This window comes from Marinobacterium marinum, assembly GCF_013868415.1.
Lineage (GTDB): Bacteria > Pseudomonadota > Gammaproteobacteria > Pseudomonadales > Balneatricaceae > Marinobacterium > Marinobacterium marinum.
This window is the reverse complement of record NZ_JACEMT010000030.1, coordinates 35,715-59,472: the sequence shown is the minus strand read 5'-3', so window position 1 is coordinate 59,472 and position 23,758 is coordinate 35,715. Positions and strand designations below refer to the sequence as shown.

At 57.2% G+C, this 23,758-nt stretch carries 21 protein-coding genes; 6 read left to right on the top strand and 15 right to left on the bottom strand.

Features of this window, described 5'->3' with window-relative positions; genetic code table 11:
* Nucleotide 1: 1 nt before the first annotated feature.
* From H1S06_RS01155 to H1S06_RS01145, 3 genes are all read right to left on the bottom strand, one after another.
* On the bottom strand, nt 2-781 hold the full coding sequence (locus H1S06_RS01155) for an ATP-binding cassette domain-containing protein (protein WP_220183711.1): 780 nt from the start codon (nt 779-781) through the stop codon (nt 2-4).
* Nucleotides 775-1,887, bottom strand: coding sequence for an MlaE family ABC transporter permease (locus H1S06_RS01150; protein WP_181736438.1), 1,113 nt, complete (start codon nt 1,885-1,887; stop codon nt 775-777). The genes H1S06_RS01155 and H1S06_RS01150 overlap by 7 nt, the downstream gene beginning before the upstream one ends.
* 64 nt (nt 1,888-1,951) lie before the next feature.
* Entirely contained in the window at nt 1,952-2,368 is a 417-nt protein-coding gene (locus H1S06_RS01145; protein ID WP_181736437.1) for a hypothetical protein, read from the bottom strand.
* 312 nt (nt 2,369-2,680) lie between these two features.
* On the opposite strand from H1S06_RS01145, the gene H1S06_RS01140 reads away from it, so the two are divergent.
* The 3 genes from H1S06_RS01140 (at nt 2,681) to fabG (ending at nt 7,159) form a co-directional block, all read left to right on the top strand.
* Entirely contained in the window at nt 2,681-5,563 is a 2,883-nt protein-coding gene (locus H1S06_RS01140; protein WP_181736436.1) for a valine--tRNA ligase, read from the top strand.
* 51 nt (nt 5,564-5,614) lie between these two features.
* The gene (locus H1S06_RS01135) at nt 5,615-6,310 is read left to right on the top strand and encodes a hypothetical protein (RefSeq protein ID WP_181736435.1); all 696 of its coding nucleotides are present in this window, start codon (nt 5,615-5,617) and stop codon (nt 6,308-6,310) included.
* A 93-nt stretch (nt 6,311-6,403) separates the two neighbouring features.
* On the top strand, nt 6,404-7,159 hold the full coding sequence (fabG, locus tag H1S06_RS01130) for a 3-oxoacyl-ACP reductase FabG (RefSeq protein WP_181736434.1): 756 nt from the start codon (nt 6,404-6,406) through the stop codon (nt 7,157-7,159).
* A gap of 51 nt (nt 7,160-7,210) precedes the next feature.
* Here fabG and H1S06_RS01125 read toward each other — a convergent pair whose 3' ends face one another.
* Entirely contained in the window at nt 7,211-7,525 is a 315-nt protein-coding gene (locus H1S06_RS01125; RefSeq protein ID WP_181736433.1) for a DMT family transporter, read from the bottom strand.
* Between the two features lie 70 nt (nt 7,526-7,595).
* Between H1S06_RS01125 and H1S06_RS01120 the strand changes: the two genes are divergently transcribed.
* Nucleotides 7,596-8,099 (top strand): MarR family winged helix-turn-helix transcriptional regulator, encoded by a 504-nt coding sequence (locus H1S06_RS01120; protein ID WP_181736432.1) that lies wholly within the window; start codon nt 7,596-7,598, stop codon nt 8,097-8,099.
* Between the two features lie 65 nt (nt 8,100-8,164).
* On the opposite strand, the gene H1S06_RS01115 is transcribed toward H1S06_RS01120, so the two are convergent.
* The gene (locus H1S06_RS01115) at nt 8,165-9,040 is read right to left on the bottom strand and encodes a LysR family transcriptional regulator (RefSeq protein WP_181736431.1); all 876 of its coding nucleotides are present in this window, start codon (nt 9,038-9,040) and stop codon (nt 8,165-8,167) included.
* Between the two features lie 173 nt (nt 9,041-9,213).
* On the opposite strand from H1S06_RS01115, the gene H1S06_RS01110 reads away from it, so the two are divergent.
* On the top strand, nt 9,214-11,715 hold the full coding sequence (locus H1S06_RS01110; RefSeq protein ID WP_255482851.1) for a penicillin acylase family protein: 2,502 nt from the start codon (nt 9,214-9,216) through the stop codon (nt 11,713-11,715).
* Between the two features lie 92 nt (nt 11,716-11,807).
* On the opposite strand, the gene H1S06_RS01105 is transcribed toward H1S06_RS01110, so the two are convergent.
* The 10 genes from H1S06_RS01105 to H1S06_RS01060 form a co-directional block, all read right to left on the bottom strand.
* Entirely contained in the window at nt 11,808-12,521 is a 714-nt protein-coding gene (locus tag H1S06_RS01105; RefSeq protein ID WP_181736430.1) for a ZIP family metal transporter, read from the bottom strand.
* 76 nt (nt 12,522-12,597) lie between these two features.
* A complete protein-coding gene (gene ybaK, locus H1S06_RS01100; protein WP_181736429.1) occupies nt 12,598-13,065 on the bottom strand; it encodes a Cys-tRNA(Pro) deacylase in 468 nt (155 codons plus the stop codon).
* 50 nt (nt 13,066-13,115) lie between these two features.
* Nucleotides 13,116-14,402, bottom strand: a complete 1,287-nt coding sequence (locus H1S06_RS01095) for a DEAD/DEAH box helicase (protein ID WP_328515289.1) — start codon at nt 14,400-14,402, stop codon at nt 13,116-13,118.
* A gap of 152 nt (nt 14,403-14,554) precedes the next feature.
* Nucleotides 14,555-15,922 (bottom strand): SPFH domain-containing protein, encoded by a 1,368-nt coding sequence (locus H1S06_RS01090; protein WP_181736428.1) that lies wholly within the window; start codon nt 15,920-15,922, stop codon nt 14,555-14,557.
* A gap of 284 nt (nt 15,923-16,206) precedes the next feature.
* Nucleotides 16,207-17,793, bottom strand: coding sequence for an ABC-F family ATPase (locus H1S06_RS01085; RefSeq protein WP_181736427.1), 1,587 nt, complete (start codon nt 17,791-17,793; stop codon nt 16,207-16,209).
* A gap of 132 nt (nt 17,794-17,925) precedes the next feature.
* Nucleotides 17,926-18,453, bottom strand: a complete 528-nt coding sequence (locus tag H1S06_RS01080) for a putative signal transducing protein (protein WP_255482850.1) — start codon at nt 18,451-18,453, stop codon at nt 17,926-17,928.
* A complete protein-coding gene (locus H1S06_RS01075) occupies nt 18,425-19,273 on the bottom strand; it encodes a pirin family protein (protein WP_181736426.1) in 849 nt (282 codons plus the stop codon). The genes H1S06_RS01080 and H1S06_RS01075 overlap by 29 nt, the downstream gene beginning before the upstream one ends.
* 123 nt (nt 19,274-19,396) lie before the next feature.
* Complete coding sequence (gene arfB, locus H1S06_RS01070; protein ID WP_181736449.1) at nt 19,397-19,810, bottom strand: alternative ribosome rescue aminoacyl-tRNA hydrolase ArfB; 414 nt, start codon at nt 19,808-19,810, stop codon at nt 19,397-19,399.
* A 7-nt stretch (nt 19,811-19,817) separates the two neighbouring features.
* Nucleotides 19,818-20,381 carry an NMCC_0638 family (lipo)protein gene (locus H1S06_RS01065; RefSeq protein WP_181736425.1) on the bottom strand — a complete coding sequence of 188 codons (564 nt, stop codon included), beginning with the start codon at nt 20,379-20,381 and terminating at the stop codon, nt 19,818-19,820.
* Nucleotides 20,378-20,938, bottom strand: coding sequence for an NMCC_0638 family (lipo)protein (locus H1S06_RS01060; protein ID WP_181736424.1), 561 nt, complete (start codon nt 20,936-20,938; stop codon nt 20,378-20,380). Before H1S06_RS01060 ends, H1S06_RS01065 begins: the two co-directional genes overlap by 4 nt.
* Nucleotides 20,939-21,136: 198 nt before the next feature.
* Between H1S06_RS01060 and H1S06_RS01055 the strand changes: the two genes are divergently transcribed.
* The gene (locus tag H1S06_RS01055) at nt 21,137-23,749 is read left to right on the top strand and encodes a DUF2339 domain-containing protein (protein ID WP_181736423.1); all 2,613 of its coding nucleotides are present in this window, start codon (nt 21,137-21,139) and stop codon (nt 23,747-23,749) included.
* The last annotated feature ends 9 nt before the right edge of the window (nt 23,750-23,758 follow it).

The following is a 23,758-nucleotide window of genomic DNA, read 5'->3' as shown; positions in this document are numbered from 1 at the left end:
ATCAATTCCCCTGGACCGCCCGGTAGGCGGCACGGCCACGTGGGCCATTAAAATAGTTCTGAATCCAGTTATCGTCGTAATCAGCCACGTTTTCTGGCGTATCCGCCACCAGCACCCGCTTCTGCGACAGTACGGCAATGCGATCACATGCAGTCCAGAGCGAGTCCAGATCGTGGGTCACCATAAATACCGTCAGCCCCAATGCGTTACGCAAGGTCAGCAGAAGCTGGTCAAAGTCTGCAGCTCCGATAGGGTCCAGCCCGGCTGTCGGCTCATCCAAAAACAGCACGTCCGGATCCAGCGCCAGTGCACGTGCCAGAGCGGCACGTTTGACCATGCCGCCGGAAAGCGAAGCCGGGTACAGATCACCCGCATGTGGTGCCAAACCGGCCAACGCCAACTTCACTTCCGCCAATTCTTCGGCGTCACGCCGTGCCAGCTTGGCATGTTCAATCAGCGGCAAAGCCACATTTTCGCGCACCGTTAACGAGCTGAACAACGCCCCGCCCTGAAACAGCACACCCAGCCGCTGCTCCAGCTTTGAGCGTTCAGCAACCGGCAGGGCCAGCAGGTTCCGCCCGAACAGACGGACCTCTCCTTCCTTGGGGCGGATCAGCCCGACAATGGAACGTAACAGCACCGACTTGCCCGTCCCCGACCCCCCTACAACCCCCAGAATCTCGCCCCGGTACAGCTCCAGGTCCAGATTTTCATGCACTGAATTACGGCCAAAGCGGTTACACAATCCGCTGACTTCGATAACCGTTTCCTTGCTCACCAGCCCATCTCCATGAAAAACAAAGCGGCTATCGCATCCAACAGAATCACCATAAAGATCGACTGCACCACGCTGGAGGTTGTATGACGCCCCACCGATTCGGCACTGCCGCTGACCCGGAAGCCTTCCATGCAGCCGATCACGGCCACCACGAATGCAAATATCGGTGCCTTGACCAGCCCAACCAGGTAATGTTTGAGCGGTACGTCTGCCAGTATGCCCAGATACTGCCCCAGAGGAATATCCAGTGACACCAGCGCCACCAGCGCACCGCCGGTAAGTCCCGACATCACTGCAACAAAGGTGAGCAACGGCAAAGTGATCAACAACGCCAACACCCTTGGAATTACCAGCAACTCGACCGGATTCAGACCAAGCGTGCGCAGGGCATCCAGTTCTTCATTGGCCTTCATTGAGCCGATTTGAGCGGTGAAGGCACTGGCGGTACGACCAGCCAGCAGGATCGCGGCCAGCAGGACCCCAAACTCACGCAGAAAGGAGTAGGCAACCAGATTGACGGTGTAAATCTCGGCACCGAACTCACCCAATACCGTGGCTCCCAGAAAAGCGACGACCGCACCAACCAGAAATGTCAGCAGCGCCACGATCGGCACGGCATTCAGGCCGGTCTGGTGAATCTGATTGACCAGCGCGGTCACTCGCCACCGTGAGGGTCGCAAGAGGATGGCAAACATGCTTTGCAGCACCAGGCCGACAAAACCGCTGAGCTGCCAAAAGTGTCGCGCCAACTGCTCGGTCTGCTGCCCCAACAGCGTCAGAAACTCGATGACTGGCGAGACCGACTCCACTTTGGGTGGCGCCTCGCGCTTCAGAGCCTTCAGCAGTGTCTGCAGCAGCGCCTTGCGCTCTGGCTGCAAACCCTCTTCCTCGACCAGTACCCGCTCCAGACGCTCAATACCCAGCCAATTGGCCAGTTGCGTCGCGCCCGCCGTATCCAGCGCACTGATTTCACCCAGCACGACACCACCTTCCGGCGGCGTCTCGCGCACAAGCAGCTGTTTCAGCAGCCGATGATGAGCCAGTGTCCACTGTCCGGACAGTACCGTCCGTGTTTTTTCTCGTCGTATGTTTGGTTCAGCCGCTTCCACCTGTGCACCACCCTGTCATTCCTGTGGGAGCATTGTCTCTAGCCATTGCCATGGCTGCAAGCGCTTAAGCAGGCAGCCTGCGCCCATTTAAAAGTGCCTTGCCGACCAGAAAAACGGGCACGACGACCATAAGCAGGTAATAAGGTAGGCTGTACAAAGCCAAGTCTCGAGCCAACAGAGCCATTTCAGTATCAGGAATCAGGACATCCGTTTTCACAAAATAAATTAAGCACAATGCCACTACCGAGATGAGGATATACAGAAATCCAAGCTGTCTGCTATTCAAGGCAAGGGTGATATAAGCCGAAACAAAACCGAACAATGCAAACCCCGCCGAGCAGTACAGCGCGTCTTCGAATACCTCGGAAACGTCCGTATAAACGATATTCACGCTTAAACTCGATACAAATACATCATAGGTAAAAAAAGTTGTTACGAAAAAAAACAGGGCGATAAAAAAGGATATGGCTGTTTGCTTCATGACATCGGTTCATCCCTGAGTGACCTTCAACTCGTATAATCTTAATGCATCGTAGATGTATTTTACATTTCATATGCTTCGGACAAGCGCTCTGCCGCCCCTGGCATGATGCGCCGCCAAAGGTCCTTACACATTTTTCCTCTGACCCCGGCCAAGGCGCGGACCCAAGGTGCCTCAGCTCTGTAATCACCTTCTTCCAGACTGTATAATGTCCGGTTTCGACCGAGTTGCCGAAACTCCGTACCCACGGGTATGTCGAGCATACTGTCGGCAACCATCCGAGCGGCCACCAGATCAGAGATACGGACCCCAATGGACAAGACCTACCAGCCACACGAGATCGAGAAATCCTGGTACCAGACCTGGGAAGAGAAGGGCTACTTCGCTCCCTCCGGTGAAGGCGACGCCTACAGCATCATGATCCCGCCGCCCAACGTCACCGGCAGCCTGCACATGGGCCACGCGTTCCAGCACACCATCATGGATGCGCTGACCCGCTACCGCCGCATGCAGGGCCGCAACACCCTGTGGCAGGTCGGTACCGACCACGCCGGTATCGCCACCCAGATGGTGGTCGAGCGCAAGCTGGCTGCGGAACAGGAACTGACTCGCCACGATCTGGGCCGTGACGCCTTCATCGAAAAAATCTGGGAGTGGAAGGAGGAGTCCGGCGGCACCATCACCCGCCAGATGCGCCGTCTGGGCAATTCCGTAGACTGGCCCACCGAGCGCTTCACCATGGATTCCGGTTTCTACCGCGCCGTGCAGGAAGTGTTTATCCGCCTGTACGACGACAAGCTGATCTATCGTGGCAAGCGCCTGGTCAACTGGGACCCCAAACTGCACACCGCCATTTCCGATCTGGAAGTGGAGAACCGCGAAGTCAAAGGCAAGATGTGGTACCTGCGCTACCCGCTGGCCGATGGCGTGACAACCGCTGCCGGTGAAGACCACATCGTGGTCGGCACCACCCGTCCGGAAACCCTGCTCGGCGACACCGGTGTGGCGGTCAACCCGGAAGACGAACGCTACCAGAGCCTGATCGGCAAGTTCGTTGAACTGCCGCTGGTCGGGCGTCGCATCCCGATCGTGGCCGACGAACACGCCGATATGGAAAAGGGCACCGGCTGCGTGAAGATCACCCCGGCGCACGATTTCAACGATAACGAAGTCGGCAAGCGCTGCGGCCTGCCGATGATCAACGTGCTGACCCTGGATGGCCATATCCGTCAGGAAGCCCAGGTATTCAACACCGACGGCAGCGACAACAAAGAACTTGATCCGAGCCTGCCGGATGCCTATCAGGGCCTGGAACGTTTTGCGGCACGCAAAGCCGTGGTCGCCGATATGGAAGCCGCCGGCCTGCTGGTGAAGATCGAAGAGAACAACATGACCGTGCCCTACGGCGACCGTGGCGGCGTGGTGATCGAGCCGATGCTGACCGATCAGTGGTTCTGCGATGCCAAGACCCTGGCCAAGCCGGCGATCGAAGCGGTCGAGAACGGCGACATCAAGTTTGTACCCAAGCAGTACGAGAACATGTACTTCGCCTGGATGCGTGACATTCAGGACTGGTGTATCTCCCGTCAGCTGTGGTGGGGCCACCGCATCCCGGCCTTCTACGACAACGACGGCAACGTCTACGTCGCCGCCGATAAAGATGCCGCGCGCCAGAAATACAACCTGGACCCGGAACTGGAACTGCGCCAGGACGACGACGTACTCGACACCTGGTTCAGCTCCGCACTGTGGACCTTCGGTACTCTGGGATGGCCGGAAGACACTGAACGCCTGAAGACCTTCCACCCGACCGATACCCTGGTCACCGGTTTCGACATCATCTTCTTCTGGGTGGCGCGCATGATCATGATGACCATGCACTTCATGAAAGACGAAGACGGCAAGCCGCAGGTACCCTTCAAGAACGTTTATGTCACCGGCCTGATCCGCGACGAGAACGGCGACAAGATGTCCAAGTCCAAGGGTAACGTACTGGACCCGCTGGACATGATCGACGGCATCGGCCTGCCGGAACTGCTGGAAAAACGCACCGGCAACATGATGCAGCCGCAGCTGGCCGAGAAGATCGGCAAGCGTACCGAGAAGCAGTTCCCGGAAGGCATTGCGGCCCACGGTACCGACGCCCTGCGCTTCACCCTGACCGCCCTCGCCTCGACCGGTCGTGACATCAACTGGGATATGAAGCGCCTGGAAGGCTACCGTAACTTCTGTAACAAGATCTGGAACGCCGCCCGCTACGTGTTGAGCAACACCGAAGGTCAGGACTGCGCCCAGAACAACGAAGAAGTGCTGTTGACCCTGGCCGATCGCTGGATCATCAGCAGCCTGCAGCGCACCGAAGAGACTGTCATCAAACACCTGGACGAGTACCGCTTCGACCTGGCCGCGCAGACGCTGTACGACTTCATCTGGAACCAGTACTGCGACTGGTACCTGGAGCTGTCCAAGCCGGTGCTGTGGGACGAGTCCGAAGGCGAAACCGCCGAAGAGAAGGAGCGTCTGGCCGCCCTGCGTCGCGGTACGCGCGGCACCCTGGTACGCGTGCTGGAAGCGATCCTGCGTCTGGCCCATCCGATGATGCCGTTCATCACCGAGGAAATCTGGCAGCAGGTCAAAGGACTGGCGGGCAAGGATGGCGACACCATCATGCTGCAAAACTATCCACAACCGGTAGCCGAGCTGATCGATGAAGCCGCCGAAGCCGATATCGAGTGGCTCAAGGACGTCATCGTCAGCGTACGCAACATTCGTGGCGAAATGAACATCGGGCCGGGCAAGGAGCTTGAAGTGCTGCTGCATAACGGCAGCGACGAAGACTTCCGCCGCGTGCAGGAAAACTACGTCGCCCTGACCAAGCTGGCCAAGCTGAGCGAAGTCAAATGGCTGGAAGCGGATGAAGAAGCCCCGATGTCCGTCACCAAGCTGGTCGGCAAGATGGAAGTGCTGGTACCGATGGCCGGACTGATCGACAAGGGCGCCGAGCTGGCCCGCCTGCAGAAGGAACTGGACCGCCTGACTGGCGAAATCAAGCGTGTGGAAGGCAAGCTGTCCAACGAGAAGTTCGTTGCCAACGCGCCGGAAGCCGTGGTCGCCAAGGAAAAGCAGAAAATTGCCGACGCTCAGGCCGCATTCGATAAGCTGAAGGAGCAGTACGCCAAAATCGAAGCGCTCTGATCCTCCCGGGAGCCTGCGGGCTCCCTCCCCTCCACCTGTTTTACGAGACCCATGAACACACTCCATACTCCCGGCCATTGCGGTCGGACGGGTACGGTTATACGTACGGCTATTCTTGAATTCCTGCTGTTGTGCGCGCTGGTCCTTACGCCGCCACTGCTGATCCTGATCGACCTGAAAATAAGGCATATCACCGGCACGCTGGGCGAAAACTCGCTGACCGAGTACGCTCAAGCTCTGTGCTTGCTGGTGACAGTCGTTCTGTTTGCGCTTCGCGCCAAACAAGACTTCCACGCCAGAGGGTTTTATCTGCTGGTCACCGGCTTCTTCCTGTGCATGCTGATCCGCGAGCACGATTTCCTGTTCGATGCCGTTCAACATGGCTGGTGGAAATATCCGGCGCTGGCGGTTACGGCACTGGCACTGCTCGGTGCCCGCAGCTATCCCGGTACGGTCCTGCAAGCCATGGCACGCTTTACCCGTGCCCCCGGCTACAGTCAGTTGCTGACCGGCCTGGTGGTCGTCATGGTGTTCAGCCGCGTGTTCGGCACCGGAGCCCTGTGGCAGGAACTGATGCAGGAACAGTATGACAACCTGTACAAGTCTGTCATTCAGGAGGGGCTGGAACTGTTGGGCTATCTGCTGATCGCCAAGGCCTGTATACGCATGCACCTGCACTTTGGTGCTAGCGCTCCCCAACCGGCCCCTGTAGACACACAGCATCCGATATCGAATTGCCCGAGCTGATCTGGCTCAATGTTTACTGCTTCGGTATGCTCACAGACGAACCTGGCAACAATACCGCAGTCTCATGCATAGTCATCAACAAGGAGATGGATAATGTTTGAATTGACCGGACAAACTGCACTGGTAACCGGTGGCGCCAAGGGGATAGGCAAGGGCATCGCGCTCAGCCTGGCCAAGGCCGGTGCACATGTCGTCATTGCCGATATTGACGAGGCTCAGGGCCAGGCAACCGCCGCCGAGCTGAACGGCCGATTTGTACGCTGCGACGTGACCTCCCAACCCGATTGTCAGGCGGCCGTAGAATCGGCGCTGGCGGTAACCGGGAAGCTGGAAATCCTGTGCTCCAATACCGGTATTTTCCCTCAGGCTCGCCTGGAGAATATGACCGAGGCGGATTGGGACCTGATGCAATCCGTCAACCTCAAGGGCATGTTCTTCATTGTGCAGGCCGCCTTGAAGCCCATGCGTGCCCAGCGCTATGGCCGTATTGTCGTCACTTCGTCCATCACTGGCGCGATTACCGGCTTCCCCGGCTGGAGCCATTACGGTGCCTCCAAGGCTGGCCAACTGGGCTTTATGCGCAGCGCAGCGCTGGAAGTTGCCAACCAGGGCATCACGTTTAACGCGGTTATGCCCGGTAATATCCTGACCGCAGGACTGGCCGACCAGGGCGAGACCTACCTCGACCAGATGCGTGCCGCCATCCCGACACATACGCTGGGTGAGCCCGAGGATATCGGTCACGCCGCCTGCTTCCTGGCGTCACCCGAAGCCCGTTTTATCACCGGCCAGCAGATCATTGTCGATGGCGGACAGATTCTGCCTGAGTCCCCCGAAGCCATTGAGTAATAAAGCGCTTGACCGTGCGTCAGCTTTCGGCTGATGCACGGATATACTCCTTCAGGAGACCAGCTTGAGTCCGACCAGTGAGCACAGCAACATGGCCAAGAACATCAGTCTCAGGCCATTGGCCGAATCTCCAAACCAGAAAATACCGACCAGCACGGTTCCCAAGGCTCCAATCCCCGTCCATATGGCGTAGGCCGTCCCCAGCGGAATACTGGCCATCGCGCGAGTCAGCAAGAAGAAACTGCATCCCCCCAGCACAATAAACGTAACGGAAGGCCAGAGCTTGCTGAGCCCATCCGACTCCTTCAATGCCACGGCAAAGCCCACTTCAAACAACCCTGCCAACACCAGATATACCCACGACATGATTTATCTTCCCGGTAAGATACTTTTACGTGATATTATCTTCCTGGTAAGATAAAAACAAGGATTAGACATGTCTCGTGAACGTATCAGCTTTACCGAACTGTACGATGCCTCCCGTCAGAATTGGCCAGAAGCCTCTCGGGACATCAGCATGATTGCACCACTGATCTACCGGCTGCACGAACACCTGAGCAAGCTGGCCGAACAACAGTTCAAGCAGTACGAACTCCAGAGTGCCGAGTTTGAAACCCTTTGCGCCCTGAGAAACAGCGCTCCTCCCTTCAGGGTTACCCCGACCGAACTCTACCGCAAGCTGCTGGTCAGCTCGGGCGGCATGACCAAAATTCTGGTCCGCCTGGAAGACAAAGGCCTGGTGGAACGTCCTGAAAATCCGGATGACGCCCGCAGCCGCCTGGTAGGATTAACCTCTGAGGGCAAATCATTGATCGAGGTCGCCACGGCCCAACTGCTGAAACGGGAAGCAGAGCTGGTTGAACAGGCACCCCATTCACAACAGCTGGAGCAACTGCTGATCGAATGGCTAAGACAGCTTGAAACACCGCTCGCTCCATGAGTCGTGACGCATCGGCAGGGGACTATACTTTTCCATGCGGGTACCGGAAGCCCGGGACGGTATGCTTACTCCTGCATATTATCCAGCCAATGCTGCAGCACCGGGTTTTGATTGCCCCTGAGATGCACCGCATTCACCACAATAGAGTCCTCAAAGTCTGTTACTGAGCGCCAGCAGATGCCTCTGCGGCGCATCGTTTCATGGCTGGCCGGGAACAGGCTCAGTAATTCTCCCGCTGCAACCAGCCCCATGACACTGGTCACATCATCCGCTTCAAGTTCGATGCGCATATTCAACTCTTGCCGGTTACAGCTGTCCAGAAAACGATCGTAGACACTCACCCACTTGTCACGCTTGCCGAATACAAAGCCGAAAGGTTCCAGGTCAGCCAATCGAATATCGGTCATCGAAGACAAGGGATGGTCCGCAGCCATAACCAGTAATAGCCGCTCACGATAGCAGGGCCTGCAGGTCAGCTCGCTATTGCGTGTACTGCCACAGAAAAAGCCCACATCAAGCGTTCCGCCCAGCAATGCCTGTTCCTGCTCGTGGATCGGCAACAGGTTCAAGTTCACTTGCACACCGGGTAACGCTTCTCTGAACCGAGTAATCAGCCCCGGCAAAAAGGTTTCCATCGCCACCCCGCCATACCCCAGCTTGATCTGTCCGGTAATCCCCAGCCCGATTTCGCGCCCGACTCGCATCGCGTTTTGCTGCTGGCGCAGCACCTGTTCGGCTTCAGTCAAAAAAGCCTGTCCAGCTACCGTTAAAGCCACCGACCGCGTTGTTCGTTCAAACAACCGCGTCCCGACCTGCTCTTCGACCCTGCTGATGATACGGCTCAATGTGGCCGCCGAGATATTCAAGCGATCCGCCGTGTCCTGAAAGTGCAATCGATCGGCTAATTCAACAAAAGCTTCAAAGTCACGCAGATTGAGCATTATTTCACTCGATACAAAAATATTGGAAATATGCGTCATTAATTATCATAAATGGAGGTGCTAGGGTAATGTCGTCACCCAAAATGACACGCGCATATAACAAAAAAACCACGAGGCGCAATCATGCAGACCCAACATGCTCCGCAGGCTTCGCCTCGTTCTCGAGGTGAACCATGCACAAGACATTGAAGCGCACCGCGCTCTCGGCCGCTATCCTGACCGCCCTCCCCCTGTACGCAGATGCCGGTGAAATCACCATCAAGCGTGATACCTGGGGTGTACCTCATGTCTATGCCGATACGACTCATGATCTCTTTTACGGTTACGGCCACTCGGTTGCACAGGACCGACTCTATCAAATGGAGATCAGCAAGCGCTCGACACAGGGGCGCATGGCCGAGATACTCGGCACCGACTATGTTGAATATGACAAGAAGATCCGTACCAACTATGACCCTCTTTCCATTCAACGCCAAATAGACGCCCTCGACACCGATGATCGCGCTATTCTGGATGGCTATGCCAAGGGCATGAACGCCTGGATACGGCAGGTCTTGGCACAGCAGGATACCCTTTTGCCCAAGCAGTTCAGCGATAACGACTTTTTGCCGGAAGAATGGACAGCCTTCGATGTTGCCATGATTTTCGTTGGCTCCCTGGGCAACCGCTTTGGCGACTACAATACCGAAATCGAAAACCAGCAGCTGCTCGATGCCCTGATTGAAACACATGGCGAGAACAATGGCTGGAACATTTTCAACCAGCTCAACCCGCTCAACGACTCCACGGCCCCCACCACCATTCCAAAGAGCGACTGGAGCGGCACCTTCGATCCGCGTCATCCCGAGCTGACCAAACGCCCCGCCATTTCGGACAAGACCCAACAGGATATTGCCCGTCTGGCAACCGGTCAGGACGGAGCCATACTTGGGCTGTCACACAATGAGGCCCGGCGCTACAACGAGCAACAATTTCATGACTATGGACTGACCGGCGTCGCGGGTTATCCACAAACCTCGAACATGATCGTTGTCGGCAAGAAAAAAGCCAAAGGCGTCAACAGCATCCTGCTGAACGGCCCCCAATTTGGCTGGTACAACCCGGCCTACACCTATTCCATCGGTCTGCACGGCGCCGGTTTCAATGTAGTCGGCAACACACCCTTCGCCTACCCAAGCATCCTGTTTGGCAATAATGAACACATCGCCTGGGGCAGTACCTGGGGTGCCGGAGACCTTGTGGATATCTACCGTGAGAGTCTGAACCCAGACAACCCCGAAGAATACCTGTTCCAAGGTCGCTATCGCCCCATGGAAACACGTACCGAAACCATTCGAGTCAAAAATGCGGAGGCAGTGACGGTCAAGATCCATAAAACCGTACATGGGCTGCTGGTCAGCCATGATGCAGAAAACGGGATCGCCTACGCCAAAAAACGCGCCTGGCAAGGTCGAGAGCTGGCAACCCTGATCGCCTGGACCCGTCAGGGACAGGCCAAGGATCACCCGGAATGGCTACAGCAGGCATCCCGTAGTGCGTTGAATATCAACTGGTACTACGCTGACCAGGCTGGCAACATCGGCTATGTTTTTGCCGGTAAATACCCGGAGCGCAAACCAGGTCACGACAACCGACTGCCCGCTTCGGGCACGGGCGATCAGGAATGGCTCGGTATCAAGCCCTTTCACCGCAACCCGCAGGTGTACAACCCAAGTTCCGGCTACATCGCCAACTGGAACAACAAGCCTGCCGATGACTTTCTGGCGCCAGACATGTATTGGTACTCATGGAGCGAAGCCGATCGCGTCGATACCATGACAGCCATTATGGAGTCCAAAGACAGGTTTACCCCTGAAGACGTCAAACAGATGATGGAAGACGTCTCCTATGCCGATGTCAACGCACGCTATTTCATTCCGTTCCTGGACGACGCGACCCGGTCACTGCCAAAAGATGACGAGCGCCGCCAGGCCGTTGCTCTGCTGCGAGAATGGGCTCAAACCAGTCATGACAAAGACCGGGACGGTTACTACGATGAAGCGGCCACAACTCTGTTCCAGGCCTGGCTCCCCGACATGCTGGCTCTGACGTTCAAGGATGATCTGCCGGGCGACTTTTTCAACTGGTACGCGTCCGCCGGCTACCCGTCGCCGGAGTCGCCGTTGCGCTCCAGTCTTAATGTCCAACCGGGTACCAAGGCACTGCTGCAAGCCCTGCGCGGTTCGGATGCAGGCGTGCAACAGGATTATGACTTTTTCAACGGTCACCCTGCCGACGAGCTGATTCTGGCCAGTCTGGACAGCGCTCTGAACAAGGTCAAACAGGCCCACGGAGACTCAGCCGCCAACTGGAAACTGCCGGTTGTCCCCATGCGTTTCTTTACCAACAACTTCCTGGGCATGCCCCAGGCGGGCTCGGATGAAGAAAAGCAAACACATATCGCCATGAACCGTGGAACCGAGAACAATCTGGTCATTTTCAATGGCCGGAAAGTCGAAAGCCATGAGGTCGTACCACCGGGACAAAGCGGCTTCATCGCGCCAGACGGTACCCCGTCTCCTCATTACGAGGATCAATTAAAGCTGTTCGAGAATTTCGAATATAAACGCACCTGGCTGATGCCGGAACAGGTTGACGCCAATACCCAGTCCACTCTCCGCCTGCTAACGGAGTAATCACGCGAGACTCGGCACATCCCGTTCTCTTGCCATGCATTCCCCGTGCGGCCCAACCGACAGCGGGCCGCTCTTTTCATTATATGGCCGATTCAGGCCGCCAGCATCATGTGCCCAAGAATACCGAAGGCAAAACCGAAGACCGCCCCCATCGGGGGCCCCCAGTGTCGCTTCAAGCGTGCCTGTGGTGCGATATCCTGAAAGACCGAGTACAGGATGCCTCCGGCCGCAAACAACATGGTCGACGACACAACCGCCGGATAGTCAGCCAGCCAAACATAACTGACGACCCCGGCCAAGGGCCCCAGCAACGCCATCATGGTAAACATGAGGATTATTCGATTGGCAGGATAATGGCTGGAATGGCGCAGTTCACGAAAGGCGTTGAAACCTTCGGGCAAGTTTTGCAGGGCAATCAATAGCGCCAATAGCAGACCGTTGCTGCCACCCAGAGCAAAGGCCGCGCCCAGAGCAATGGACTCGGGAATAAAGTCCGACAGCATGGCGACCAGCTGGCTGGCAGATGTTTTGAATCGATTGAGCAGCACATCGAGCAACATGAAAACCAGGCCGCCCAACAAGAACCAATACAGAGCGACCTCGGTCGGCAAGTGTTGAACACCATCCGGCACCAGCACCAATGCAACGGCCGACAGCAGGGCACCGCCCCCAAATGCGATAATACTGTGACGCAGCTCCTGCTCAAGCCAACGCGGGTGTATTTTCTCGGCCCGTGCCAACATCGCTCCCAGCGGCATGCTCATGCCCGCCAACAGCGTTAACAGAATGATTTTCAGCAATAACATAACAGCCTCCCGTCAATCCGATTGAGATCCCCGTGCAGTCCTCCCGACAAGCCCTCGCCTTACAACGATGACCGAGTTACCCCGCAATGGGAGCAAAACGCGCTGCCGTCAGTCGACACAGGTCATCGGGAGACAACTCTATTTCCAGGCCCCGGCGACCGGCACTGACATGCATGGCCTGCAGCGACTGGGCACTGATATCAATAAAGGTGGGCAAACGTTTCTTTTGTCCCAACGGGCTGACCCCGCCCAACACGTAGCCCGTAACCCGCTCCACCTCGGCCGGGTCAGCCATGGCCGCCTTTTTCACTCCAGCCGCCCTGGCAATCTGCTTCAGACTCAACTTCCCGGCCACCGGGACCACGCCAACCGCCAACCCCTTGCCTTCCAGACTGACAACCAGCGTCTTGAATACCAGCTCCGGTGCCAATCCCAGTTTTTCGACCGCTTCGGTGCCATAGGACTCGCTGGATGCTTCGTGCTGATATTCATGCACCTGGTGCGCCACTTTGGCCTTGCGTACACTGTTGATCGCTGGCGTCACAGCTTTCTCTCCTTATACCGCTTATCGAACTGAATTAGCATCTCAACCCTTCACTTTTTGAACATGGATGGCCTTAGCCCCGGTCGCTTGGGCGCCCCGACCGACGCATCGGGAGCCGGCTGCTCCGGCTTTCGCTGCCGGGACTTGCCCGCTGGTTTGGCCTTTTTCTCGGCCAGCGGAGCGCCCTCGATCCAGCGCCCCTGTTCAAATCGGGGCACCGGCTGCACCTGTAGCGATTTGCCGATCAGGGCCGATATGGCCTGTAGAAAGCGCCGCTCTTCCGGTGCCACCAGGGAAATTGCCCAACCACGCCGGCCCGCACGTCCGGTGCGACCGATTCGGTGTACATAGGCTTCCGGCTGATTGGGCAGGTCATAGTTGACCACCTGTGGCAGGGCTTCAATATCCAACCCACGTGCCGCCACATCCGTCGCAACCAGAACCGCCACTTCGCCATTGCTGAACGCCTGCAGTGCTGCCAGTCGCTCACGCTGATGACGGTCGCCATGAATCGCCAGCGCACCGATCCCTTCATCCTGTAACTGGGCTGCCACCAGATCGGCGCGGCGCTTGGTCCGCGTAAAGACCAGCGTCTGCTGCCAGTTCCCCTCGCGAATCAGGTACGCCAGCACATCCGTTTTATCCGTGTTCGTGACGGCATAGGCACTTTGCTTGACCTGCTGACTGGCCGCGTTGCGGCGCGTGATCTGAATGCGTTCCGGTTGCTGCAGCATCGACTCGGCCAGCGCTTCCACCGGACCATTCAATGTCGCCGAAAACAGTAGCGTCTGCCGGCTCTGCGGCATGAATCCCATCAGCTTGCGGATATCGTGGATAAAACCCAGATCGAGCATGCGGTCCGCTTCATCCAGCACTAGCATTTCCAAATGACTCAGGGAAAGCTTGTTCTGGATCAGCATGTCCAGCAGACGTCCCGGCGTGGCCACCAGAATATCGGCCCCGCGTTTCATCTTGCGAATCTGGTTATCAAAACGCACCCCGCCGAAAATCGAGATGACCCGCATTCCCAGCCGTTGACCGTACTCCAGAGTGTTATCCCCAACCTGCACGGCCAGCTCTCGAGTCGGTACCAGTACCAGCCCGCGGATCGGGTGATAACCATCAATGCTCGTCGGCGTCCGACTCAGGCGTTGAATCAGTGGCAAGGCAAAGGCCGCCGTTTTGCCGGTTCCGGTCTGAGCCTCGGCAATGACATCCTGACCAGCCAGTATGCGGGGGATTGCCTGGGCCTGAACCGGCGTGGGCTGCCGGTATCCCAGCTCATTCAGGGTATGGATAAGTTCCGGACAGAGGGACAGATCGGCAAAAGTGCTCACGGCGAAAAACTCGGCTGAAAAATGCCATTATCGCACGCCGAAAGACAGGGCCCAACCAATGGAACCCAATCGCGATGCAGTTGAGGTTCCGCCCGAACGGAGACGCTTTTCCGCCGAGCAGAACCTGCAGGCTCAATATTCCATTTGCGCCATCATTCCTTGATCAGGTCACGCTCGTAATTCAGGCGCTTGGCGGCATCCAGAGTCAGCAGCTGCATGAAAGCCTTGGTTTCATAATCATTGCCGACCGGAGCTCCACCGTCACCGCTGCCGCCACCGAACACGTTGGTCGGAACCTGGCGCTTGGCATAGGCTTCAGCCCATAACTGCTGAATTTTGATCTCGGCGTCCAGCTTTTGCGCCAGAGCGTTATCGGCCTCCAGGATCACCTGTTTCTGATACGCTTCGGCATCCGCCAATGTACGCTGAGTCTGCGCCTCTACCTTGGCCTTTTCCAGATTGATTTCGGCGGTTTCACGCTGAATTTCGGCTTCCGCTTTCAGTTTTTCCGCCCGTGTAATTGCCAGCTGTTTCTCGGTTTCCGCTTCCGTGGTCTTCTGAATCTGCTCAACCTTGGCCTTGGCCTGACGTTCAGCCACCTCTCGCTCACCTCGAGCAATCGCCAGCAGACGCTGCTCCTCTTCCTGGACCCGCTGTTCACGTGCAATCGCACGGTCCGCGGATGCCTTTTGCTTCAACTGCATGCGCTCTATGAACTTCTGGTTGGGCTTGATATCAGTAACCAGCGCCGAAACCACGGTAATGCCATAATCGGTGAAACGCTGCTGTTTTCTGCGTGGCTGCCCCGTTTCATCCAGTACTTTCTGCACCACAAAAACGGTCTTGGCATCTTCGCCGTACTCTTCCTGGTCGGTGCCCAAAGCCGCATTTGCGGAAGCCGTCGCCAGACGGCTGGACTTGATCGTCACTTCTTCCCGCTTGACCAGATAAATACCGCTTCGCATCTGGTTTTCAAACTCGGAGTTGAATTCCGTCCGGCCACCGGCGTAATACTCTTCCGCCGTCATCAATGAGGCATTGGCCTGCAAGGTTTCCTTGAATACCGGCAGCAGAGCGGTACGCAGCAGGTTTTCCGGTGAACGGTATTCATGTGCCAGCTTCAGGAAAGACTCCTCATCCGAAGGAATGGAAAAGCGCACCGTGGCTTCCGCATGGGCATCCACCTGATCAAGGAACATGATGCTCAGTGGCGGCAGGCTCGCCGAGGCATTATCGGCATCCTTTTCTGAGGTAATCGCATCCTTGCTGGAGCCGGAAACCGCCTGTACGGTCATCGCCCGTTTCCAGGAGTTGTAGCGGCCGAACGGGTAGAATTTGTAACCGATCTCGGTCACTACCGCTTCGTTACCGGTTACTGTACGCACGTGGTAGATATAACCGGGTTCGGCATAGAAAAAGGACTGCGACAGTACGTAACCAAGGGTCAGCACAAACACAATGCCCGCCACCAGCTTGGCTTTTTGGGGAAATCGCTTCATCGAATTGATGTTTTCTTCCATGTATCAGTTTTCCTGTTATGACTCGGTTTATGACGAGATTGGCGATAACCACCTTGGCCAGTATGAAGGCTGTATCTTTAATATTGAGGTCATCCCGAACCAGAATCTTGAAGTTTTCGGTATGGGTATTGGGGTTGGTACAGAAAATGAGCGGACAGTCTGCAACGGGGAAAGGGTATTTGGCAAGAAATCTTCGCTGGATGTGCGACCTGACAAGGAGATGCCATACATCCGGAGAAATGCCCGGCACCGGCTAAGCGCCGGGCCGGACTGTGCAGGCCGAATTACTGTTCCTGCGAGCGCAGGTACTCCTCGTAATCGCCATGGAAATCCACGATACCGGTGGGCGTCAGCTCGATGATGCGGGTCGCCAGAGAGGATACGAACTCGCGATCGTGGCTGACAAACATCAGCGTGCCCGGATAGTTTTCCAACGCCAGGTTAAGCGATTCGATCGACTCCATATCCAGGTGGTTGGTGGGCTCGTCCAGCAGCATAATGTTCGGTTTCTGCAGAATCAGCTTGCCGAACAGCATGCGGCCCTGTTCACCACCGGAAATCACCTTGACCGACTTGTCGATCTCTTTCTGCGAAAACAGCATGCGGCCCAATGTGCCACGAATCACCTGTTCATCGTCGCCTTCCTGCCCCCATTGAGTCATCCAGTCGTAGAGGTTCTTATCCTCTTCAAACTCGTGAGCATGGTCCTGTGCGTAATAACCGATTTCACTGTTTTCAGACCATTTCACCGTACCGGCACTCGGCTCCAGATCCCCCACCAGGCACTTGAGCAGAGTAGACTTGCCGATACCGTTGGGACCGATGATGGCAATACGCTCCCCCACATTCACCTGCAGATGAAGGCCTGAGAACAGCTCTGCATCGAACGACTTGGCCAGCCCTTCTACCTCCAACGCGGTACGGTGCAGTTTCTTCGCCTGTTCAAAACGGATAAAAGGGTTCTGACGGCTGGACGGTTTGATTTCATCCAGCTGGATTTTATCGATCTGTTTCAGACGCGAGGTGGCCTGGCGTGATTTGGAGGCGTTGGCCGAGAAGCGGCTGACAAATGCCTTAAGGTCGGCAATCTGTGCCTTCTTCTTGGCATTGTCGGCCTGCATGCGTTCACGCGCCTGAGTCGATGCCAGCATGTAGTCGTCATAGTTACCCGGGTACACTTTCAATGTGCCGTAATCGATATCGGCCATGTGAGTGCAGACGCTGTTCAGGAAGTGACGGTCATGCGAGATGATGATCATGGTGCAGTTACGCTGGTTGAGCACCCCTTCCAGCCAGCGAATGGTGTTGATATCCAGGTTGTTGGTCGGCTCGTCCAGCAGCAGAATATCGGGATCGGAGAACAGCGCCTGAGCCAGCAGGACACGCAACTTCCAGCCCGGTGCCACCTCGCTCATCAGACCGAAGTGCTGCTCCACCGGAATTTCCAGACCCAGCAGCAGTTCACCGGCACGGGACTCGGCGGTATAGCCGTCCATCTCGGCAAATTCCGCTTCCAGTTCACCGGCACGAATACCGTCTTCTTCGGTCATCTCCGCCTTGGCGTAAATCGCATCACGCTCCGATTTGACCGCCCAAAGCTCCTCGTGCCCCATGATCACGGTATCCACCACCGAGTATTCTTCATAGGCAAACTGATCCTGACGCAGCTTACCCAGACGCTCGTTCGGATCCTTGGAGACATTACCGGAAGACGGCTCCAGGTCACCACCCAGGATCTTCATGAAGGTGGACTTGCCGCAGCCGTTGGCGCCAATCAGGCCGTAACGGTTGCCGTCGCCAAATTTGACGGAAATATTTTCAAACAGTGGCTTGGCGCCAAACTGCATGGTGATGTTTGCAGTGGTCAGCAATGGAATGATCTCGCTTGACAGGAACGTGAATGATCAGAATGTAACGGCTGGGTCGGCTGTATAACCTAACCGACGGGTGACACTTCAAGGGCCTGAATTATGCCACAAACAGGATCAGATTGCAGTCTGCCCCTATGACGAAGGCAACTCGGTAATGGCTCCGCAGGCATGGCAACGGATGCCGTCTCGCACGCGATACAAAGGGAAGTCAATCGCCAGAAAAACCAGAAAGGCCCAGCGCCGGCCGATCTGGTAATATTCGGTATCCCGGCTGCCACATACCGGACAGGCCGGGCGATCATCGCCCTCCTGCTCCACCAGTGCCGTTTCGCGGTCCTCCTGCAGCAGACGCAAGGCCCTCTCCCTGTCCTCGGCCAGCACCTGCAGTCGTACCCCCCCAAGCGCATCGGAGTACAGCCACTGCATGTTGATGGTCTGCTCGTCAGCAATAAACGCTTCAATCCCTTCACTGTCCAGCAGAGCACGAGCGATCTGCGCCTCATAGGGATAGGTATAGCGAGCAATGGTGACAAGCATGGATACCTCCTGATCACGCTGGTACGTCTCGGCACTCTCCAGCATGGCATGCATCTCATCGACTGACCGACGACTGTCGCGCACGGCTCCCTGTTTAAACCAGTCGGCCCCGCTGATAATCATCTATTGCCTGGTCCAGTTCCGCCATCGTATTCATCACGAAAGGACCATACTGAGCGACAGGCTCGCCAATGGGCCTGGCGGCCAGAACCAGTATGGCGGCCCCGGACGCACCTGCATGCAGTACCAGCCGCTCGCCTGGAGATAACTCCGCCGCTTCGTTGCGGTTCAGCCCTTCCTGCCCCAGCGCCCCTTCACCTTCAAACAGATACACAAAGCCGGCGTGACTGCTGCCAAGCGGCAAGCCTAGACTGGCGTTGGGCGGCAGGCGCACATCCAGCATCAGTGGATCACGATCGATCCCCTTCACCGGGCCCTGATGTCGCTGCCCATCGATTTCGATGTCACCGGCTATCAACTTCACCCGGGCACCGCTGGCAGCATCGGCAATGACCGGGATCTGCTCCGCTGAAAACTCCTGATAGCGAGCCGGGGTCATTTTCTCGCGTGCCGGCAGATTGATCCACAGCTGAAAACCGCGCATCAATCCCTCGGTCTGCTCCGGCATTTCTTCGTGAATAACGCCGCGCCCTGCCGTCATCCACTGTACGCCACCGCTTTCCAGCACGGCTTCATTCCCGAGATGGTCGCGATGGCGCATACGTCCTTCAAGCATATAGGTGACGGTTTCAAAACCACGATGTGGATGAGCCGGGAAGCCTGCAATGTAGTCATCCGGGTCGTCGGAGACGAAATTATCCAACATCAGAAAAGGGTCGATACGGTGCTGTGCCGAACGCCCCAGGCTCCGCAGCAGGCGCACGCCCGCTCCGTCCCGGCTTTCACGCGCCGGAATGCGTCGCTCGATTCTGCGTTCTGTCATGACAAGTCTCCTGTTGCGTTGTGCGCAATTCTGTAAGAGTGCTGTCATTGTGGTCCCGAATCGACCGGGAATGAACGCTAAAAAACAGCCGATAATGACCCGTTTTTCTGATAGGAATAAAAATCAGGTCGGTACCCGGCCTCGCATGGACTTGAGATTACCGCGCTGTTTCTTTTTATCCAGACGTTTACGCTGAGAACTGCGCGTAGGCTTGGTCGGCTTGCGCGCCTTGTCTACCTTCACTGCATTGCGAATCAGCTCGGCCAGACGGTTCAGCGCATCCTCACGGTTTTGCTCTTGCGTACGATACTGCTGCGCCTTGATAACAATCACTCCGTCGCGGGTGACACGGCTGTCGCTCAGTGCCAACAGCCGTTCCTTGTAAAAAGCGGGCAGCGATGATGCCCGGATATCAAAGCGCAAATGAATGGCCGAGGATACCTTGTTGACGTTCTGCCCACCGGCTCCCTGAGCCCGAATGGCCGTCAGCTCGATCTCCTCATCCGCCAGTATCACGGCATTGGACAGTCTCAGCATGGCTCGATCAGCGCTCACTCAACTGCAGAGACACCCGTGCCTGGATCGACGCCTCGGTGCTCTCTGCAGTTGTTAAGGTCAGCAGCAGGCGCCGCGGCGCATGCTCTGTTGCCCACTGCCAGGCATGTGTCAGAGCCTGTCCCTGCAGTGCCGTGCGCGATTGTTGCTCATCCAAGCGGGTGGTTTGCAGCGGCGCCGGTGCACGGGATGCCAGCTCATTGAACCACTGGCGCGTGGCGGCAGCATCGCTATGACGCGCCATTACCGTGCATTGCGTATCTCCCGCGGGCAGGACCAGCACATACTGCCCGAACTCGCCCTTGTAAGGGATCGGCCAGGCATCGCCCTCATTTCCCTGCAAAAAGTGGCGGGCCTGCTGCGGCGGCAATTTGGGCAACTGCCGGGTAACCAGTTCATTCCGTAACGCGGCGTAGTCATCGAAATGTTTCATGCAAAAGGACAGGTAGGTCTTTTGCAGGAACGCGGCATCGCCCTGCGCCTGAGCGGGTGCAGGCACACACAGCAGGGAGCAAAAACCAACCAGTAAGCGTGTCATCAAGGTCTTATTCATTGTTCTATCTTCGTTGTCAGTGTCAAAGCCAGTATTGCCTGGATCGGGGCGTTTTTCCGGGTCGATATCAGCAGCTCATGCACCAGTGTATGCTCCGCTCCTTGCCAGGCTCCACGCCGTATTTCGGCATCGCCGGCATAGCGCAGGTCGGCCTCCGTCAGTGCCAATGGCCGGGATCGGTAGCTGTCTGGCGGGCGGTTTATCAGGCGTTCAAACAGGTTCAAGGTCTGTTCGACATCGACATGGCGCGCCAGGATCGCACAGCGTGAATTTCCTTCGGCCAGGACGAGGATGTATTCCTGCCGCCCCCGATAGGGCAACAGCCAGCCCCGGCTGCCATCAGATCCCAGTAATAACTGACGCAGCTGCACCGCCGGCACTTCTGTCAATTGACTCGTTTGCAGGCGTTCTCGAACCTTGTCCGGCGCGGCTGCAAATTCAAGGCACTGAGTTTGGTACTGCTGTTGCAGGAACGCCGTGCGCTCATCCGCATGCGCCACCAAGCCGATCGACAGCAGTCCAATCGCCAGCCAGCACGCCCCTCGTCTGCCCGCCATCCATTCTCTCCCTCAACCGATGCGCCAAAGTCTGACCGGCTGCAACGCCTTTGGCAAGAGATACGGATGCGCACTTCCCGCCCCTGACTGCCAAGGGAAGAAACATCTGCCGCTTTGGCACAGGCAACGCTTACAGTATAGTCAGCAGCATGGATTATCCGCGCCAGCAAGCGCGCAGGAAATTGAACGAGGTGGACAATGGATGCACTCTGGCTATGGCTGATAGCCATCCCTCTGTTTTTACTGGCCGGAGCTGGCTTGGGCATTCGAGCCTGGCTCGTGACCCGCCAGCTGCGCGAACAGCTGTTCCGGTTGCAGGCCCGAGTGGATACACTGGAACGACAACCGGCTCAGGACACCGCGACCTCATCGGCTAATGAGCACCAGGACCGTGAGCAAACCGAGCACCGGCTGAAAACCGTTCAGGAGCCAGAGTCTCACCCCCTGCCTGACCAGCCCGCGCCAGAACCTGTGTGGGAAAGCACCGCCGCACCACCACCCTCATCGCCCGGCTGGCTGACGCGATTTGGCACACGCCTGAAACGCGACTGGATGATCTGGCTGGGCGGCATCTGTGTTGGCCTGGCCGGAGTGTTTATGGTTCATTACTCCATTGAGCAGGGACTGCTCGGCCCTGAAGCTCGGGTGGTTCTATCGTTGCTCGCCGGTGTCGGCCTGCATACGGCTGCCGAATGGCTCCGTCGCCAACGCGGACAAAATGACGTTTTCGCGGCACTGGCCGGCGGTGCCAGCATCATTCTGTATGCAGCGCTATTTGCCGCTTTCAAGTTACTGTCCAGCCTCTCGCCCGGCCTGATTTTCACCGCCATGGCTCTGGTCTCCTTCGCTACCCTTGCCTTGGCCTTGCGACATGGCCCGGTACTGGCCGCGCTGGGCATGCTGGGTGGCTACCTGGTCCCTCTGCTGATCAATACCGGTTCGGGACAGATCGAACTGGCCTTGATCTATATTGGCATTCTGACGCTGTTTTCCCTCTGGTTACTGGGATATGTGGGGCGCTGCTGGCTTTGGCTCGGTGTCATCACGGGCAGCCTGGGCTGGTGGCTACTGAGCCTGTTTGCCTCGCCTGTTGAGGGTGTGCGCTCGCTTTACCTGCTGGCACTGGCCTACCTGTTTCTGGCCGTACCCGGCCACGACTGGATGCTGCAACGACAGGATCCGCCCCATGAACACTGGCTGTCACGACTCCGACAACTGCGCAATACTCGATATTGGGCCAGCATACCGACACTGCTGCTGATTGTTCTGGCACAGGGCTTCACCCTGGCGCTGGAAACCGTCCCATCCAGCAGTTACCCGACGCTACTGCTGTTGCCAGCTCTTCTACTGCTGACCGCCAGCCGCCGCCCGATTCTGAACCCGCTGCCGGCGCTGATGCTGCTTGCAACAGCTGTGGCAGTCGTTATCCCCATGCTCAGCCATTCCGGCGAGCAGGTGCTGTTCATGCCACCCAATGACACGACCCAGGCCGATCTGGTATCCCGTTTCGTCATGCTGACGCTGCTCTATACACTCGGCTCCGCCTGGCTACTGCAGCGCCGCATTGCTCATCCCGGTTTCTGGACAGGGCTGGGGTGCCTGACGCCCCTGCTGATGCTGGCTCTGGGGTACTATCTGTTTACCGCTTTTACTGCCGACTGGGCCTGGGGCGGTGCCGCCCTGATTCTGGGAATGGTCTACCTGGCACTGGCCCGCATGGCACTTCAGGGCGCAGTCAGCGATTTGATACGGGTCCTGCTGATCAGCAGCGCTCATTTGGCTTTTTCACTGACGGCTGTTATCTGGCTCTCAGATGCCACCCTGACGCTGGCACTCGCCGTTCAGTTGATCTCGCTGTCCGCTCTCCAACAACGCTATGCCCTGCAGCTGCTGCCTTGGGTTATCCGCCTGCTGCTGGCCATTGTCATCTGCCGCCTGACCTTCAATCCCTGGCTGTTGAGTTACGACAGTGGCACCCACTGGTCGCTGTGGACGTACGGTGGTTCGACACTCTGTGCCGCTATGGCTGCCTGGATACTGCGCCATGACCGCACAATGAGCGCCTGGTTACAGGGAGCAACCGCACACTTGCTGGTTCTGACACTGGCCGCCGAAGTACGTTACTGGCTCTATGACGGCGATATTTTCCGCCACGAATACAGCTTTCTGGAAGCCAGCCTGAACACGTTGATCTGGGGAACAGCGGGATGCGTGTATCTGTGGCGAACGCGCGTCAGTCAGTACCTGCAGTCCTTCTATCGTGTAATCGCCGGCCTGCATCTGGCAGCAGCAGCTGGCAATTATCTGATCTGGATCTTGTGGTGGTACAACCCGCTGTGGCACCCGAGTATGGTCAGCGCCACACCTGTCTGGAATGTTTTGCTGCTCAGCTATGGCTTGCCGACTCTTCTGTTGCTGGCAGCCTGGCGGCTGCTGCCAGCTCCCATCGGTCGCTACTCCGCCATGGCCGCCGGCATTAACAGCCTGCTGTTCATCTCTCTGGAAATCCGCCATCTGTGGCAGGGTCAGCTAAGCCTGTCCCTGCCGACACCGAACGGAGAGCTTTACACCTATTCGGTGGTATGGCTGATCATGGCATCGGCAGCTCTATCCATCGGCAGCTGGTTACGCAAGCATTCGCTCTACCAGAGCGGCATGATTCTGCTGCTGGTCGTGGTTGCCAAGCTGTTCCTGATCGATATGTCCGACCTGACCGGGCTGTGGCGAGTCGCTTCCTTTATGGGGCTGGGACTGGCGCTGCTGGGGCTGGCCTGGCTACATCAGAAGCTGTCTTATAAAGCGGCGGCGTGACCACACCGC

Bases quoted from the DNA above. Each gene is read 5' to 3' on its own strand.
- H1S06_RS01115 (WP_181736431.1), bottom strand. From the start codon at position 9,040: ATGCTCAATCTGCGTGACTTTGAAGCTTTTGTTGAATTAGCCGATCGA.
- H1S06_RS01135 (WP_181736435.1), top strand. From the start codon at position 5,615: ATGAACACACTCCATACTCCCGGCCATTGCGGTCGGACGGGTACGGTT.
- H1S06_RS01125 (WP_181736433.1), bottom strand. From the start codon at position 7,525: ATGTCGTGGGTATATCTGGTGTTGGCAGGGTTGTTTGAAGTGGGCTTT.
- H1S06_RS01140 (WP_181736436.1), top strand. From the start codon at position 2,681: ATGGACAAGACCTACCAGCCACACGAGATCGAGAAATCCTGGTACCAG.
- H1S06_RS01105 (WP_181736430.1), bottom strand. From the start codon at position 12,521: ATGTTATTGCTGAAAATCATTCTGTTAACGCTGTTGGCGGGCATGAGC.
- H1S06_RS01055 (WP_181736423.1), top strand. From the start codon at position 21,137: ATGGATGCACTCTGGCTATGGCTGATAGCCATCCCTCTGTTTTTACTG.
- H1S06_RS01080 (WP_255482850.1), bottom strand. From the start codon at position 18,453: ATGATTATCAGCGGGGCCGACTGGTTTAAACAGGGAGCCGTGCGCGAC.
- H1S06_RS01060 (WP_181736424.1), bottom strand. From the start codon at position 20,938: ATGGCGGGCAGACGAGGGGCGTGCTGGCTGGCGATTGGACTGCTGTCG.
- arfB (WP_181736449.1), bottom strand. From the start codon at position 19,810: ATGCTGAGACTGTCCAATGCCGTGATACTGGCGGATGAGGAGATCGAG.
- H1S06_RS01120 (WP_181736432.1), top strand. From the start codon at position 7,596: ATGTCTCGTGAACGTATCAGCTTTACCGAACTGTACGATGCCTCCCGT.
- H1S06_RS01145 (WP_181736437.1), bottom strand. From the start codon at position 2,368: ATGAAGCAAACAGCCATATCCTTTTTTATCGCCCTGTTTTTTTTCGTA.
- H1S06_RS01065 (WP_181736425.1), bottom strand. From the start codon at position 20,381: ATGAATAAGACCTTGATGACACGCTTACTGGTTGGTTTTTGCTCCCTG.
- fabG (WP_181736434.1), top strand. From the start codon at position 6,404: ATGTTTGAATTGACCGGACAAACTGCACTGGTAACCGGTGGCGCCAAG.
- H1S06_RS01075 (WP_181736426.1), bottom strand. From the start codon at position 19,273: ATGACAGAACGCAGAATCGAGCGACGCATTCCGGCGCGTGAAAGCCGG.
- H1S06_RS01090 (WP_181736428.1), bottom strand. From the start codon at position 15,922: ATGGAAGAAAACATCAATTCGATGAAGCGATTTCCCCAAAAAGCCAAG.
- H1S06_RS01110 (WP_255482851.1), top strand. From the start codon at position 9,214: ATGCACAAGACATTGAAGCGCACCGCGCTCTCGGCCGCTATCCTGACC.